This window comes from Kutzneria kofuensis, from assembly GCF_014203355.1.
In the GTDB taxonomy this organism is placed as follows: Bacteria; Actinomycetota; Actinomycetes; order Mycobacteriales; family Pseudonocardiaceae; genus Kutzneria; species Kutzneria kofuensis.
The window spans coordinates 6,430,212-6,445,619 of the sequence record NZ_JACHIR010000001.1 but is presented as its reverse complement, the minus strand read 5'-3'; the positions used below and the strand labels follow the sequence as shown (position 1 = coordinate 6,445,619).

The following is a 15,408-nucleotide window of genomic DNA, read 5'->3' as shown; positions in this document are numbered from 1 at the left end:
CCGCCACATCGGCGTCAGGTGGCGCCGGTGGAGCGGGGCAGCATGACGGCCTCGTAGGCGCGAACGGCCTGGTCGAGGTCGTCGTGGGCGGCGATGGCGGCGGCCAGGTCGGAGCCGTCGATCAGAGCCAGGTTGGCGCCGATGCCGTGGGGCGGTAGCAGATGGGCGGCGTCGCTGCGGCGGGTGAGGTCGAGCACGCTGTCGTGCCAGTCGCTGTTGTGCTGAGCGGCCGCGCTGCCGGGCCCGATGAGGCTCGCGAGCTTGCAGCTGGCCACTAGCCCTGGCGACTGACCATCTCGGCGATCCAGACGGGGGCGTATGGAGACGTGCAGTTCGGCGGCGTCGGATAGTCCTTGAGCACCTCAAGGCGCTCGCCGATGGCGACGGCACGGGCGCGATGCTCGGGGTGCTCGATGCCGATCTGGGCCAGGCAGTGGTTCATGGCCCACTGCAAACGATCCGGGGCGCCCTTCAGCTCCGACTCGATGACGTCGAGCAGGCCCGCGAGGTCGAGCCCCGCGGGCTTCTTCGCGACACGTTCGGTGGTCAGGGCCCAACCCGCGCCGGCGACGACGGGATCGGGGTCGTCGAACCAGGCCAGGCGCAGCGATTCCGCGTGTGGGCTCTTCTTCACCACGTAGTTGACGAGCCAGTCGTGGACCTTGGGCCGGCGGGCCTCGCGCAGCATGGCGTCGAGCTCGTCACGGGAGAACGCCTTGGGGCGGCAGATCAGCAGGGCCAGCAGCCGGGCCGCGGTGTCGCCCGTCGCCCAGAGCTCGACGGAGAGATCCTGCCGTGTCTTGAGACGCTTGGCGACCGCGCGCAGCTTGCCGAGATTGACGCCGTGATCGTCACCGTGCTTCTCGTTGACGGCCCGGGCCTTCGGGTCCTCGAGCGCGGCGAGCTCGGCCATCACCTCGGCCACGGTCGTATCGGTCATCCCACGATGATGCCGTCGCTGCCCGCGATCCGCGAGCGCCGGCCGCGTCGGAGGGGCGACGCGGCCGGCGCGGGCCTGGTGGGGGTCAGACGCAGCGGTAGCTGCTGGCCGAGGCGGGGTCGCCGTGACCGAGGTAGCGGGACACCTTGGGGAAGCGGCAGAGGTCACGGGTGACGGTGCCGGCCGGGTTGGCGGCGGGCAGGGTGTCGGGGGCCTTGCCGTGCTCGACCCAGTTGACGATGGCCCCGAGCGGGTCGGTGGGGCTGGCGCCGTAGCCGCCGTTGCAGTGGAAGCCACCGGGCACGACAAACAGCCGGTAGAAGCTGTCGACCCGTTGCGTGCCACCGAAGAGTCGATCGACCTGGCGGCGGTAGTCGAACAGGCCGCTGGTCGGGATCAGCTGGTCGGCGGTGCCGACGGTGGTGAGCAGCTTGCCGCCTGCGGCCCGGAAGCGGGACAGATCGGGGTTGGCGGTGCCGATGACCGTGTCGTACTGGGCCACGGACTGCCGGAACAGCGCGGCGAACTGCGTGTAGGTGATCTTGGAGACGTCGAAGGTCTTCTGGTGCAACAGGAAAGTCTGCACCCAGCCGTCGGCGACGATGAAGCCGGGCGCGGCGGGCGTGCCGTCGGGAGCGGGACCGGTCGCGGCGATGCCGGCGAAGCTCGCCCCCTTGGGCAGACCGCCCCAGAGGTGCCGACCGTGCTCGTCGGTGGGGCCGTTCCAGATCTTGCGGACGACGTCGGCGTCCTTGGCCGAGATGGTGATCTGCTTGCCGTCACAGACGATCTGCTTGCCGATCAGCGAGCGAGGGTCGAAGCCGCACAGCTCGGGCTGGTCGATGATGCCGTCAGCGCCGGCGCACTTGGCCGTGGCCGCCTGGTTGAAGGCGTCGAACTCGCAGGGCGGCAGGATGTCGTGCTCCTGGTTCATCACCACGGCCGGCCACAGCGTCGCGACCGCGAACTGTGCCCAATGGACGGCCGGTGCGCTGGCCTGGATGCCGTCGAAATCGCCGGGGTAGCGCTGTGCTTCGGAGTAGCCCTGACGACCGCCGGTGGAACAGCCGTTCCAGTACGAGTACGAGACGCCGTGGCCGTAGAACCGTGCGGTCAGGTCCTTGCCCACCACGGCAAGGTCGTGCCCGGACCGGTAGGCGAAGTCGGTCAGCAGGCCCTGGTTGACCTTGCCATCGGCGGTCAGACCCCAACTGGTGTCGAGGGGATTGCCGGACAGGCCGGCGTCGGTGGTGCCGGCCGCGTAGCCGTCCTTCACCGCCTGCACGAGGCCGTTGCCGACGAAATCGCCGGCGGCGTAGGCACTTCCGCCGACCGCCTGGAACCGGCCGGTCCAACCGGTGTCGGGCAGGTCGATCGTCGTGTGCACGTGGTCGCCCGCGCCCGGATGGCTGAGCGTGACGGTGAATTCGCAGTAGGACGGCACACCACTGATCGGCGGCGTCGGCCCGAGCACGGTGTCCGGGAACGTCACGGTGCCGCCGGGCTTGTGCACGGCGGTGACGGACTCGACGGTGGTGCCGGGCGGGGCCGCGACGGGAAGGCCGGCGCAGGCTCCCGTGCTGGCGGCCGCCGCCGGCAGCGGCACCAGCAGGGCGAGCGGCACGAGGGCGGCGATCACGCCTGCTCTTCGTTTCATGGCTGGGACCCTAAGCGGCGCGAAGCGGGAAACCGCCTTCACTCCACGCATCTCGCCACAACGGTCGTCAATCGCCCTTCGAGCAGTCGGCGCGGTGCCGCACAAGGGGACGATCGGGCAACACTGTGCGCGAACCGCGGGGCCGACCGTGCGGATCGCACCGGTCGGCCTCGGCGGCCCGGATCGTTCGTATCGGCTAGTGCACGACCACCGTCACGGTGACGGTCTTCGTCTGGGCCGGCAGCTTGCGGGTGTCGATGGCCAGGTACTCGCCGTCGTCCTGGACACCGGCGGGCGTGGTCTTGGCGTGCAACTGGAACGGCGGGGCGGTGTTGGTGACGCCGTCGATGCCGAAGTCACTGTCATTGCTGACGACGATGGTGCGGCCTCGGTCGGTGGTGGCGATGCCCTCGATCTTGTCGTGGCCGAAGAAGCCGCCGGTGGGGTCGAGACCGGTGAGCAACGCGCCGAGGTCGACGTCCAGGGTCTTGCCGACGGGCGTGATGCCGACCTTCGCCAGGTCCGCCAAGGCGGTCCTGGTGTCATCGGTGCCGACATAGGCGTCGATGGTGGCCTTGTTCGGGCCGACCAGCAGACCGCCCCTGGCGCCGTCGTAGCCGGCCGCGTCCGGGCCGACGTCGGTAGCGCCGGCGAGGTCGATCCTGAACAGCTTCTTGTAAGCGCCCGGCTCCGGCTTGCCGTCCCGCTCGTCGACCAGGAACGTGGTGTCGGACAGCGCGGTGATCTCGCTGACGGCGCCGCTGTTGGTCTTCGGGTCGTCCAGCAGGTACAGGTACTCGTGCGTGGCATGGGTGCGCAGGTCGTAGGTGACGATGCGCAGCGTGGTGACGTTGCCGGGCTTCTTGGTCAGGTCCGGCTGCTGCAGCGCCGACTGCATGATGCCGACCAGGGTCCGGCCGTCCGGCGTCACGGTCAGGCCCTCCATTCCCTTGTTCGGTACGCGGTTGGCCAGCTCCGCCGGCAACGAGCCGTCGAACGGCGAAAGCCGTTGCAGCGCACGGCCGTTGCGGTCGAAGTGGGTGATGAACGGGCCGTACTCGTCGGACACCCAGAAGGTGCCGTCGGGCAGCGCGACCAGGCCCTCCGAGTCGTAGCCGTTCGGGTCGGCGGGCAGCGGGTTGCCGTTCAGGTCGACGATCGTCTCCCCGGTGTCGGCCGCCGTGTTGACGCGGCCGGAGTACGGCGTGCCGTCCTTGGCGCGCAACGGAATCGTCCGCTCCAGGACTGCCTTCCCGTTCACCAGGCGGAACTTGCCGATCGCCGGGTCGAAACTCGGCAGCGGCTCGATCTTCTCGCCGTTCGGGCCGTCCACGTTCGGGCCTCGGTCGGTGAGGCCGTAGAACTCGTCGCAGCTGCCGGGGACCGGGGCCAGCGACGAGCCGTAGGCGCCGCCGGTGATCGGCACGCCGCCGATCACGCCTAACGGCGACACGTGCGTGTCGTACAACCGCACCGCGTCGGTTTCGGTGTACGTGAAGGAATCCGTGCCGGTGAAGCCGGCGGCCGGGGTGTAGCGCAGCGAGCCGTCCTGGTTGCGGGTGACGGTGCCGTGCGCGGGGGCGGTGTGCGACACGACCGTCTGTCTGGCGGTCACTGTCACGGGCTGGCCGCGGTGTGTGCGGTAGCCGGGTTCGGGGCTGGCGTCCGCGACGCCCGTGGCCAGCATGCTCAGGGCGATGATGCCGGCGGTGGCGGCGATCCGGTTGCGATTCACCGCAGGAGTGTCGTCACGGGAGGTGGACGCCACTCGGCCGGCAGGCGACGCGCCGGTGAACAAACTCGGCCGGGCCGGCGGTCACGAGGTAGACAACAGGCATGTCGGAACAGCAGGACTTCAACCGGACGGTCATCGAGGAGTTCCGGGCCAACGGCGGCCGCGTCGGCGGCCGGCTCGCGGACGTCGACCTCGTGCTCGTCACCCACACCGGGGCGCGGACCGGTCGGAAGCTCACCACGCCGCTGGGGCACGTCGTCGACGGGGACGACCTCGTTGTCGTCGCCGCCAACCGCGGCAGCGCCAACCACCCGTCCTGGTACCACAACCTCGTCGCCAACCCCGATGTCACGGTCGAGGTCGGCGCCGCCACATACCCCGCGAAGGCGATCGTCGCCACCGGCGCCGAGCGCTCCCGCCTGTGGGACAAGATCGCCGCGCTGAAGCCGTTCCTGCTCGACTTCCAGGAGAAGGCCGGCGCGCGGGAGATCCCCATCGTCGTGCTCAGGCGCGCGTGATCGGGGCGCCGCACCACGTCGAGCTCTGGGTCTCCGACCTGGCCTGGGCCAGCCGCAGCTGGGGCGAAGGGTTCGCCGGGCTCCGGCCGGAACCCGGCGGCGGCCGGCCCGGCGAACTCCTCCCGCTTACGCCAGCCCGGCCATCAGGTCGGTCTCGGTGATGCCGGGGCCCTGGCCCTCGCGGATGAACCACTCGGTGCCGAAGGTCTCGGCGAAGTGCTTGTCCGGCATGGCCAGGAACCAGGAGTCCTCGGGGATCTGGCTGCGGTGGGCCCGCATGGCCGCGCGCTTGGCCTCGACGTACTCGTGCACGTCGACGCGGGCGGTGAGCAGGGCGCCGGGCTTGCCGAACTCGGCGGTGTCGAGGTCGGGGATCTCGGCGCCGGTCTCCTCGGCGTAGCGACGCCAGCGGGCGACCGACTCCTCGCGGTTGGAGGTGTGCTGGTAGACCCGGGGCGTGCCGGCGAGTTCGGCGGCACGCCTGCCGACGCGGTGGACCTGGATGTGGTCGGGGTGCCCGTAGCCGCCGTTGTCGTCGTCGAAGGTGATCACGTCGGCGCGTTCCTCGACGAGGATGGCGGCGAGCTTGGCCGCGGCCTCCTCGACGGACGCGGTCCAGAACGAGCCGGGGGCGGAGTTCTGCTCCCAGCCCATCATCCCGGAGTCCTTGTAGCCCAGGAACTCCAGCCGCTTCACGCCGAGGATGTCGGCGGCGGCCCGGGTTTCGGCGGCCCGCCGCTCGACGAGGGTCTCGCCCTCGGCCAGCAGCCCCTCGGGGATCTCGCCCAGCTCACCGTTGGTGGCGACGACGAGCACGACCCGGTGCCCGGCGTCGGCGGCCTTGCGCAGGCTGCCGCCCACGGTGATCGACTCGTCGTCGGGATGCGCCTGGAAGGTGACGATGGTGGCCATCAGTCGTTGGGCCTCTGCTCGGCGAGGAACTGCTCGAACTGGTCACCGAGCTCGTCGGCCGTCGGCATCTGCTCCAGCACGTCGCTGAGCAGGCTGGGCCGGCCGGCGGCCTCGGCGAAGGTGTCGTACTGCCGCTCCAGCGCCCGGACCACGTCGGCGACCTCGGCGGACTCGTTGACCTGGCGGTCGATCTCGACGGCAGCCCGGCGTGCGGACTCCCGCAGCGAGTCGTCGGGCAGGTCGAGGCCGGTCGCCTTGACCACGGCCTCCAGCAGCGTGACGGCGGCGGTCGGGTAGGCGGTCTGCGCGAGGTAGTGCGGCACGTGGGCGGCGAAGCCGACGGCGTCGCGGCGGGCCTCGCCCAGGCGGAACTCCAGCAGCGCGGTGATGCTGCCCGGCACCTGCAAGGTGTTGGGCATCTGCTGGTGGTCGCCGATCAGCTGGGGCCGCGTGGCGTGCGCGGTGACGCCGAGCGCCCGCGTGTGCGGCGCGCCCATGGGGATGCCGTGGAAGCTGGCGACCAGCCGCACGCCCCAGCGGTCCATCAGCCCCATCACGGCGGCGGTGAACAGCTCCCACTCGTGGTCGGGCTCAGGGCCGGAGAGGATCAGGAACGGGGTGCCGGCGGTGTCGTGCAGCAGCCGCACCTCCAGCTTCGGCGCCTGGTAGCTCTCCCAGCGGTCCGTGCTGTACGTCATGATCGGGCGCCGCGAGCGGTAGTCGATCAGGCGGTCGACGTCGAAGGTCGCGACCACGCGGTTCTCGAACCGCTCCAGCAGGTGCTCGACCACCAGCTTGCCGGCGTTGCCGGCGTCGACGAAGCCGTCGAAGTTCACCAGGAGCACCGAACCGTCCAGGTCGGGCGTGTCCGAGTCGACCTCGACCAGGTCTTCCGGATCCCGTGCCACCGCTACCTCCCACGCAGCCGTACAGACGTTCTCGAAGGTACAACGCGTAACCCGTTCGGATTCATCCCGGCCGGTCAGCTATAGTCAACGCTTGAACAATCAAAGCTAGGTCACCCGAGAGGACGACGTGAAGCTCACCCCGCTCGCCATGGCGGTGCTGGAGCTCCTGCTGGAGAAGCCGATGCACCCGTACGAGATGGCCCAGGTGCTGCGGACGCGGCACATCGAGGCCCGGGCGAACGTGAAACCCGGCTCGCTCTACCACGCGGTGGAGCGGCTGGAGTCGCACGGCCACATCGAGGTCGTGGACACCCAGCGCGAGGGGCGGCGGCCGGAGCGGACCGTGTACGGCGTGACCGAGGCCGGCCGGGACGCGTTCCTGGAGCGGGCCAAGGCGATGGTCGGCTCGGTCGCGCCGGACTACCCGGAGTACGCGACCGGCCTGTCCGCGCTGAACGAGCTGGAGCGCGAGGACGCGCTGGCCGAGCTGCGCGCGCGGGCGCTGAAACTGCAGGCCGCCGCGGCGGCCGACCAGGTCATCATCGACAGCCTCGAGGCCAAGCCGCTGCCGGCCGTCTACTGGCTGGACGTGAAGTTCATGGCCGCCCGGCGCGCGTTCGAACTGGCCTGGACGAACCAGTTGATCGAGGACATCACCACCGGCCGGGTCGCTTGGGTGCCCGCCGACCCGAAGGACGAGGCGTGAACGACAGACCCGGCAATCCGTGGGGCGCGCTGGCCGCGCTCTGCATCGGCTTCTTCATGATCCTGCTGGACGCGACCATCGTGTCCATCGCCATTCCCGCGATGCTGCGCGGGCTGAACGCCAGCCTGAACGCCGTCGTCTGGGTGACCAGCGTCTACCTGCTCACCTACGCCGTGCCGATGCTGTTCACCAGCCGGCTCGGTGACCGGTTCGGCCCCAAGCGCGTGTTCATGGTCGGGCTGGTGCTGTTCACGCTGGCGTCGCTGTGGTGCGGGCTGGCCGGCGACGTCGGCACCCTGATCGCGGCCCGTGGCGTGCAGGGCATCGGCGCGGCGCTGATGACGCCGCAGACGCTGGCGTTCATCAGCTTCCTGTTCCCGCCGGCCCGTCGCGGCGCCGCGATGGGCGTGTGGGGTGGCGTCGCCGGCCTGGCCACGGTCGCCGGGCCGCTGCTCGGCGGCGTGCTCGTGGACAACTTCAACTGGCCGTGGATCTTCTACGTGAACGTGCCGATCGGCGTCGTCGCGGTCGTCATGACGGTGGCGCTGGTGCCGGACTGGCGGCCCAACACCGGACATTCCTTCGACGTGCCGGGGATCCTGCTGTCCGGGGCCGGGTTGCTGCTGCTGGTGTTCGGGCTGCAGAACGGGCAGCAGTACGACTGGGGCGAGGTGTGGGGCGGCATCACTGTCTTCGAGATCATCGCCGCCGGGGTGGTGCTGCTGATCGCGTTCGCCGTGTGGCAGCGGTTCAACCGGCGGGAGCCGCTGCTGCCGCTGCGGGTGTTCGGCAACCGCAACTTCTCCAGCGGCGTGCTCGCGTCCGTGACGGTCGGCTTCACCATGACCGGCATGTTCTTCCCGATCGTGATCTACCTGCAGACCGTGCTCGGATTGACGCCGCTGCACGCCGGCCTGCTCACCGCGCCGATGTCCCTGCTGTCCGGTGCCGTCGCGCCGTTCGTGGGTCGCTTGTCGGACAAGGTGAACGCCAAGTTCCTGCTCATGTTCGGCCTGGTCGCCCTGGCCGGCGGGTTGGCGTGGATCTCCCTCCAGGTCACGCCCACGACCGCGCCGCTGGCCCTCATCCCCGCGCTTCTGGTGTGTGGCTTGGGCATCGGGTTCATCTTCTCGCCGATGAGCGCCGTCACCATGGGTTCCGTGCCGCGGGAGCTGACCGGCGCCGCCTCCGGCATCTTCAACACCGCCCGCCAGGTCGGCGGCGTGCTCGGCAGCGCCGCCGTCGGCGTGCTGCTGCAGGCCCGGATCACCGCGTCCCTGGCCGACTCCACCGCCGGCCTGCCGCCGCAGATCCGTACCGGCCTCTCCGACGCCGCCAACGTCGAGGGCGGCGCCCCGCCGGATCTCGGCTCCGTGCCGGACGGCGTGCGGCAGCAGGTCACCGACGCCATCCACAGTGGACTCACCACCGCCGCCAGCCAAACCCTGTGGCTGCCGGCCGGGTTCCTGGTCCTCGGCGCCTTGGCCGCACTGGCCATGCGCACCAGCCGCCGCCCCGCCCCCGCCCCGAACCCCGGCGAGTCACGCTCTGCGGCACCCCGAATGTAGGTTTCGTGCAGAACTGAGCCTCGGGGCTCAGTTCTGCTCCGTTCCTACATTCGGTGTGTCCGAGAGCGTGACTCGCGGGGTGTCACGGGAGGACCTGGATCTTGCGGCCCTTGCCGGCCTTGAACTGCTCCAGGGCGGCGGCGTAGTCGTCCAGCGGGAGGCGGTCGCTGATGAACACCTCGGGGTCGAGCACGCCGCCCGCGAACAGGTCGGCGGCGCGCTCGTAGCTGTGCAGCACGGCCATCGACCCGGTGATGGTGATCTCCTGGTTGTAGATCCTGTACGGGTCGATCTCCACGCGGGCGGCGTAGTCGGCGACGCCGAACTGGAGGAAGGTGCCGCCCTTGGCCACCCGGCCGAGACCGTCCTGGATGGCCCGGGCGTTGCCGGTGGCGTCGATGACCACGTCCCAGCCGGCGGGCCGGTCGAGCTCGTCGGCGCTGGTGGCGACCCCGGTGCAGCCGAGCCGGCGGGCGGTGGCCAGGCGCTCCTCGTTGAGATCCACGACCTCGATGCTGGCGGCGCCGGTGAGCTTGCCGAGCTCCAGCATCATCAGCCCCATCGTGCCGGAGCCGTAGATCAGCACGGACGTCGCGAGCTGGGAACGCAGCACGTCGTAGCCCCGCACGGCGCAGGACAGCGGCTCGATCAGGGCGGCGTCCTCGGTCCGCACGTGATCGGGCAGCTTGACGCAGTTGGCCACGGGCGCGACGGCGAATTCCGCCGCCCCACCGGCGGTGGAGACGCCGATGCCGCCCCACCGTTCGCACAGGTTGTTCCGCCCGGACCGGCAGTACCGGCACTCGAAGCAGTACAGCGACGGGTCGACGGCCACCCGGTCGCCGACGGCCACCTCGGTGACGTCCGCGCCGATCTCGGCGACCACGCCGGCGAACTCGTGGCCGGGGATCACCGGCAGCGTCGGCGCGAACTCGCCCTGCAGGATGTGCAGGTCGGTGCCGCACAGCCCGCAGGCGGACACGTCCACCACGACCTGCCGGCGCCCGGGCGCCGGATCGTCCACAGTGGTCACTTCCACCTGGCCGACCCCGCTGATCACGGCTGCCTTCACTTCACGGCTCCCAACGACAGGCCCTGGACCAACTTGTCCTGGGCGGCGAACCCCGCGGCCAGCACCGGCAACGAGATCACCGTCGCCGCCGCGCACACCTTGGCCAGGAACAGCCCCTGGCTGGTGACGAAACTGGTGAGGAACACCGGCGCGGTGCCGGCGACGACACCGGTGAGCACCCGGGCGAACAGCAGCTCGTTCCAGCTGAAGATGAAGCAGATCAACGAGGTCGCGGCGATGCCGGGCATGGCGACCGGGGCGACGACCCGCCGCAGCGTGGTGACCAGCCCGGCGCCGTCCAGGGCGGCGGCCTCCAGCATCTCCGACGGCACCTCGGCCAGGAACGACCGCATCAGCCACACGGCGATCGGCAGGTTCATCGACGTGTACAGCACGGTCAGGAACGAGATGTTGTCCAGCAGCCCGGAGAACTGGGCGAACAGGTAGATCGGCAGCGTGCCGGCGACCACCGGCAGCATCTTGGTGGACAGGAAGAAGAACAGCACGTCCGACCACTTGCGCACCGGCTTGATCGACAGCGCGTACGCCGCCGGGACGGCCAGCAGCAGCACGAGGACCGTCGACCCGATGCTGGCGCTGGCCGAGTTGATCAGCGGCGGCCACGGGCTGGCCCCGCTGCCGGCGCCGAAGAACTCCTCGTAGCCGCTCAGGGTCAGCGGCGCCAGCAGCGACGGCGGATTGGTGGCCGCGTCGGACTCGCTGTGGAAGGAGGTCAGCACCATCCACAGCACCGGCAGCGCGAACAGGATCCCGGCCAGCCAGGCGAACACGCCCCACGGCCGCCAGGCCTTGCGGGCCCTCATCGCTTCACCTCGTTGCGCAGCAGGGAGGACACGACGCGCAGCGCGAAGGTGGCGATGACGATCGACGCGATCACCACGACCACCCCGGCCGCCGACGCCTGCCCGTAGTCGTGGGCCTGGAAGAAGGTCTGGTAGATGGTGTACGGCAGGTTGGCGGTGCCCAGGCCGCCGGAGGTGATGGTGAACACCGCGTCGAAGTTCTGCACGATGTAGATCGACCCGAGCAGCCCGCCCAGCTCCAGGTACTGCCGCAGGTGCGGCAGCGTCAGGTAGCGGAAGACCTGCCACGGGGTGGCGCCGTCCATCCGGGCCGCCTCGACGGCGTCGGCCGGCCGGCTCTGCAGGCCCGCCAACAGGATCAGCATCATGAACGGCGTCCACTGCCACACCAGCGCCGCCTCGACGGCGATCTTGGGCATGGTCGAGATCCAGTCCGGCTGGGGCGGCGTCGCGCCGCCGAACAGCCCCCAGATCCACGTCAGCGCGCCGTTGAGCAGGCCGTACTCGGGGTTGTAGAGCACGTGCTTCCACAGCAGCGCGGCGGCCACCGGCACCACCAGGAACGGCGCGATCAGCAGCGTCCGCACGAACCCGCGGCCGCGGAATCTCTGGTCCAGCAGCAGCGCGAGTCCCAGTCCCAGCAGCAGGCTGACGACGACAACGGCAACCGTGAGGATCACCGTGGACACCACCGACGAGCGCAGCGCGCTGTCGGTGGCGACCGCGATGTAGTTGCCCAGACCGGCGAACCCGCGATCGTCCGGATCCAGCGCGTTCCAGCGCAGGAAGGAGATGATCAGGGTCACCACGAACGGCAGCTGGGTGATGATGATCGTGAACACCAGCGCGGGCAGCAGCGGCGCCCGGCGGGCCCACTCGGCGGCCCGCTTCGGCCCGGTGCGCACGGCGCCCGCCAGCGGTCGGTCCAGGGTCTGGGTGGCCATGTCACTTGCCCTGGTACTTGGTCGCGACCTTCTCGGCCAGCGACTGCGATGCGGCCAGCGCGGCGTCCACTGTGGTCGATCCGGCGATCGCCGAGCTGATCTGCTGCGACACCTGGGTGCCCAGGTCGGTGAACTCGGGGATGTCGACGAACTGGATGCCCAGCGTCGGCCGCGGCTGCACGCCCGGGTTCTTCGGGTCGGCGGTGCTGATCGCGTCCTTGGTCTGCTGCGCGAACGGCCCGGCCGCCTTGATGTAGTCCGGGTTCTCGTAGGTCGATGACCGCTTGCCGGCGGGCACCCGGGACCAGCCCAGCTGCTTGCCGACGAGGTTCTCGTAGTCCTTTCCGGACGCCCACGAGATGAACTTCCAGGCGTTGTCCTGCTTTGAAGATGCCTTCTGCACGCCCCACGCCCACGTGTACAGCCAGCCCGCGGACTTGGTCTTCACGACCGGAGCCGGCGCGTAGCCGAGCTTGCCGGCGACCGGGGAGTCCTTGGCCTCCAGGGAACCGGCGGCCGAGGTGGCGTCGTACCACATCGCGACCTTGCCCTGCTCCAGGTTGTTCAGGCACTCGGAGAAACCGGCCTGCGGCGCGCCGGATTCACCGTGCGCGCGGACCAGGTCCACGTAGAACTGCGTGGCCTGCTTGAACTCCGGGCTGGTCAGCTGCGCCTGCCAGTCCTTGGTGAACCAGGTGCCGCCGAAGGTGTTGACGACGGTGTCGAGCGGGGCCATCACCTCGCCCCAGCCCGGCTGCCCGCGCAGGCAGATGCCCTTCATGCCCGGCTGGGCCCCGTCGGCCTGCGCCGCGAGGTCCGCCACCTGCTGCCAGGTCGGGTTGGCCGGCATGCTCAAACCCTTGGCCTGGAAGACGTCCTTGCGGTACATGAGGAACGAGGACTCGCCGTAGAACGGCTCGCCGTAGACCTTGCCGTCGTCGGCGGTGAGCGAGACCCGCATCGGCTCCAGGATGTCGTTCTGGTCGAACGCGCTGTCCTTGGCGATGTGGTCGTCCAGCGGCGCGAGCCAGCCGTTCTTGGCGTAGAACGGGATCTCGTAGTTGCTGATGGTGGCGACGTCGTACTGGCCGGCCTGGCTGGAGAAGTCCTGGCTGATCTTGTCGCGGACGTCGTTCTCCGGCAGCACGGTGAAGTTGACCGTGATGCCGGTCTGCTTGGTGAAGTTGTCGGCCGTGAGCTTCTGGAGGTCAACCATCTGCGGGTTGTTCACCATCAGCACGTTGATCGAGTTCGCGCCGCCGGCGCCGCCGCCACCCGCGCCGCTGCACGCGGTCAGCGCCGCGGCGACCAGCGCCGCACCGATCGCCGCGCATCCGGCACGGCGTGCTCCGATTCGCGCCATCCGAGACATCTCCTCGTTTTTCCGTAACGCTCGGGCATTTCGACAGCCCCCATATCCCGGTGGCGCGCACCGGGAGCACTCAGACGCGGACGACCTTGGGCCCCAGCACCGCGTACCGCTGTCCGTCCGCTGTGGACAGTCCGGTGTCGGTGACGATGGCCTCGAAGTCCGCGATGTCGGCGAACCGGCTGAAGCTGGACACGCCGAACTTGGTGTGCACGCCCGCGAAGACGCGCCGCCGGGACACCGCGACGGCCTTCGCCTTGACCGCGCCGACCGCCGGGTCGGGCGTGGTCAGCCCGTGCTCGCGGGAGATGCCGTTGGCGCCTATGTAAGCGAGATCGATCACCATCTCGCCCAGCATCCGCAGCACCCAGTGATCGACGGTCGCCAAAGTGTGCCCGCGCAGCCGGCCGCCCAGCAGCAGCACGGTGACGCTGGGCGTGCTGGACAGCGCCGCGGCCGCCGGCAGCGACGCCGTCACGACCGTCAGCGGACGGTCGGTCGGCAGCGACTCCGCCACCAACTGCGGGGTGAAGCCCTCGTCGATGAACACCGTCTCCGCGTCGCCGAGCCGGTCGGCGGCGGCACGGGCGATGCGCCGCTTCTCCGGCAGGTGCGAGGTGGCGCGGTAGGCGAGGCCGGTCTCGTAGCCCGCGGTCTCCACCGGGACCGCCCCGCCGTGGGTGCGGCGGACCAGCCCGTGCTGGTCGAGCAGTTTCAGGTCGCGGCGGACCGTCTCCGGCGCGACGTCGAGCTCCGCCGCCACGTCGCCGACGTCCACCCGGCCGTTGGCCCGGGCGCGGGCCAGGATCCGGCGCTGACGCTCGTCCGCCTGCATCGCCGCCCACCTCCCGCGCTCCGTGTTGACTCGGGCATTCACCGGCCCGTTCGGGCAGGAACCAGGTTTAACACCGTCACAACGGTGTGGCCAGCGCCACAGCGGCCGCCACGGTGCCCGATTTTCGCCCGTTTGAGTGGCCCTCATCTGCGGTCGCGGTGGTCGACGGCCCGTGTCCTGCCCGTTTCCCGGCGTGACCGTGCCCGTTCGCTGCTCGACTTCACCGGATGCGGTTAACTGATGGCCATGGGCAGCATCTCGGACTTGGTTCGCTGGGCCGTTGTCGTCACCATGGCCGGGCCGCTGGCGCTGGTCGGCACGCCGGCCCCGCTGGCGACCAACAGCCAGCTCCCGCCGGGACTGTCCACCGACCAGCTGGCCGGCCAGCGGGTCATCTACTCGTACCCGGGCGCGACGCCGCCGCAGACCCTGCTGGACCGGATCCGCCAGGGCCGGGTCGGCGGGGTGATCTTCTTCGGCGAGAACATCACGTCCACCGCGCAGATCGCCGGCGTCATCGACCAGCTGCGGCAGGCCGCCGCGCAGAGCCCCGTGCACCAGCCGCTGCTGCTGATGACCGACCAGGAGGGCGGCCTGGTCCGACGGCTGCCCGGCGCGCCGACGATGTCGGAGAAGCAGATCGGGCAGGCCGCCGACGCGCAGCAGCAGGCGGCCAACGCCGGCACCGGAGCCGGCCAGAACCTGGCCGGCGTCGGCATGAACTTCAACCTCGCGCCGGTGCTGGACGTCTACCGCACCCCCGGCGACTTCGCCGACTCCGCGCAGCGCTCGTACAGCATGGACCCGGCCAAGGTGAACACCCTCGGCCAGGCGTTCGTCACCGCCCAGCAGCAGACCGGCGTCGCCGCCACCGTGAAGCACTTCCCCGGCCTCGGCTCGGCGACCACCAAGCAGAACACCGACGAGCAGCCCGTGACGCTGACGGCGTCGGCCAACACGCTGCGCACCGTCGACGAGGCGGCCTACCCGGGGTCGATCGCGGCCGGCGTGAAGTCGGTGATGCTGTCCTGGGCGATCTACCCGGCGCTGGACCCGCAGCTGCCGGCCGGGCTCTCCCCCACGATCATCAACCAGGAGCTGCGCGGCCGGCTCGGCTTCAAGGGCGTCACCATCACCGACGCGCTGGAGGCGGGTTCGCTCAAGGCCTTCGGCACCGCCGCGCAGCGGGCCGTCACGGCCGCCGGCGCCGGCATGGACCTCATCCTGTGCTCCGGCCGGGACGTCAGCCAGGGTGACCAGGCGGCCGCCGCCATCTCCGCCGCCGTCACGGCGAACAAGCTCGATCACAGCGCGTTCGAGGCGTCGGTGGACCGCGTCCTGGCGATGCGCGGCACCCTCCGGTGAGTTCCCCGGGCTAGGACCTGTCCCGTCAAGGTCGCCACTCGTTCGAGCCGCCGGT

Annotated in this window: 15 protein-coding genes; 4 read left to right on the top strand and 11 right to left on the bottom strand. The window is 70.4% G+C overall.

Going from position 1 to position 15,408, the window contains the following annotated elements; genetic code table 11:
* Positions 1-14 precede the first annotated feature (14 nt).
* From BJ998_RS48700 to BJ998_RS29825, 4 genes are all read right to left on the bottom strand, one after another.
* Positions 15-275, bottom strand: a complete 261-nt coding sequence (locus tag BJ998_RS48700; RefSeq protein WP_184866672.1) for a hypothetical protein — start codon at positions 273-275, stop codon at positions 15-17.
* Entirely contained in the window at positions 275-940 is a 666-nt protein-coding gene (locus BJ998_RS29835; protein WP_184866671.1) for a DNA alkylation repair protein, read from the bottom strand. The genes BJ998_RS48700 and BJ998_RS29835 overlap by 1 nt, the downstream gene beginning before the upstream one ends.
* A gap of 85 nt (positions 941-1,025) precedes the next feature.
* Entirely contained in the window at positions 1,026-2,597 is a 1,572-nt protein-coding gene (locus BJ998_RS29830; protein ID WP_184866670.1) for a tannase/feruloyl esterase family alpha/beta hydrolase, read from the bottom strand.
* Positions 2,598-2,793: 196 nt separating this feature from the next.
* Entirely contained in the window at positions 2,794-4,332 is a 1,539-nt protein-coding gene (locus tag BJ998_RS29825) for an esterase-like activity of phytase family protein (protein ID WP_184866669.1), read from the bottom strand.
* A 101-nt stretch (positions 4,333-4,433) separates the two neighbouring features.
* Here BJ998_RS29825 and BJ998_RS29820 point away from each other — a divergent pair, with 101 nt between their 5' ends.
* Positions 4,434-4,850: a nitroreductase/quinone reductase family protein gene (locus BJ998_RS29820; protein WP_184866668.1), complete on the top strand. Its 417-nt coding sequence runs from the start codon at positions 4,434-4,436 to the stop codon at positions 4,848-4,850.
* A gap of 126 nt (positions 4,851-4,976) precedes the next feature.
* On the opposite strand, the gene BJ998_RS29815 is transcribed toward BJ998_RS29820, so the two are convergent.
* Entirely contained in the window at positions 4,977-5,762 is a 786-nt protein-coding gene (locus BJ998_RS29815; RefSeq protein WP_184866667.1) for a PIG-L family deacetylase, read from the bottom strand.
* Positions 5,762-6,670, bottom strand: coding sequence for a proteasome assembly chaperone family protein (locus BJ998_RS29810; protein ID WP_184866666.1), 909 nt, complete (start codon positions 6,668-6,670; stop codon positions 5,762-5,764). Before BJ998_RS29810 ends, BJ998_RS29815 begins: the two co-directional genes overlap by 1 nt.
* A 127-nt stretch (positions 6,671-6,797) precedes the next feature.
* Between BJ998_RS29810 and BJ998_RS29805 the strand changes: the two genes are divergently transcribed.
* Both BJ998_RS29805 and BJ998_RS29800 read left to right on the top strand, forming a co-directional pair.
* Positions 6,798-7,376 carry a PadR family transcriptional regulator gene (locus tag BJ998_RS29805; RefSeq protein ID WP_312890392.1) on the top strand — a complete coding sequence of 193 codons (579 nt, stop codon included), beginning with the start codon at positions 6,798-6,800 and terminating at the stop codon, positions 7,374-7,376.
* Positions 7,373-8,944: an MFS transporter gene (locus tag BJ998_RS29800; protein ID WP_184866665.1), complete on the top strand. Its 1,572-nt coding sequence runs from the start codon at positions 7,373-7,375 to the stop codon at positions 8,942-8,944. Before BJ998_RS29805 ends, BJ998_RS29800 begins: the two co-directional genes overlap by 4 nt.
* 82 nt (positions 8,945-9,026) lie before the next feature.
* Here BJ998_RS29800 and BJ998_RS49250 read toward each other — a convergent pair whose 3' ends face one another.
* The 5 genes from BJ998_RS49250 to BJ998_RS29775 form a co-directional block, all read right to left on the bottom strand.
* Positions 9,027-10,016, bottom strand: a complete 990-nt coding sequence (locus tag BJ998_RS49250; protein ID WP_184866664.1) for a zinc-dependent alcohol dehydrogenase family protein — start codon at positions 10,014-10,016, stop codon at positions 9,027-9,029.
* The gene (locus tag BJ998_RS29790) at positions 10,013-10,840 is read right to left on the bottom strand and encodes a carbohydrate ABC transporter permease (RefSeq protein ID WP_184866663.1); all 828 of its coding nucleotides are present in this window, start codon (positions 10,838-10,840) and stop codon (positions 10,013-10,015) included. The genes BJ998_RS49250 and BJ998_RS29790 overlap by 4 nt, the downstream gene beginning before the upstream one ends.
* A complete protein-coding gene (locus BJ998_RS29785; protein ID WP_184866662.1) occupies positions 10,837-11,784 on the bottom strand; it encodes a carbohydrate ABC transporter permease in 948 nt (315 codons plus the stop codon). The genes BJ998_RS29790 and BJ998_RS29785 overlap by 4 nt, the downstream gene beginning before the upstream one ends.
* A gap of 1 nt (position 11,785) precedes the next feature.
* A complete protein-coding gene (locus BJ998_RS29780) occupies positions 11,786-13,147 on the bottom strand; it encodes an ABC transporter substrate-binding protein (RefSeq protein WP_184866661.1) in 1,362 nt (453 codons plus the stop codon).
* Positions 13,148-13,226: 79 nt separating this feature from the next.
* Complete coding sequence (locus BJ998_RS29775; protein WP_184866660.1) at positions 13,227-13,988, bottom strand: DeoR/GlpR family DNA-binding transcription regulator; 762 nt, start codon at positions 13,986-13,988, stop codon at positions 13,227-13,229.
* A 246-nt stretch (positions 13,989-14,234) separates the two neighbouring features.
* Here BJ998_RS29775 and BJ998_RS29770 point away from each other — a divergent pair, with 246 nt between their 5' ends.
* Entirely contained in the window at positions 14,235-15,353 is a 1,119-nt protein-coding gene (locus BJ998_RS29770) for a glycoside hydrolase family 3 N-terminal domain-containing protein (protein WP_246488686.1), read from the top strand.
* Positions 15,354-15,408: the final 55 nt, after the last annotated feature.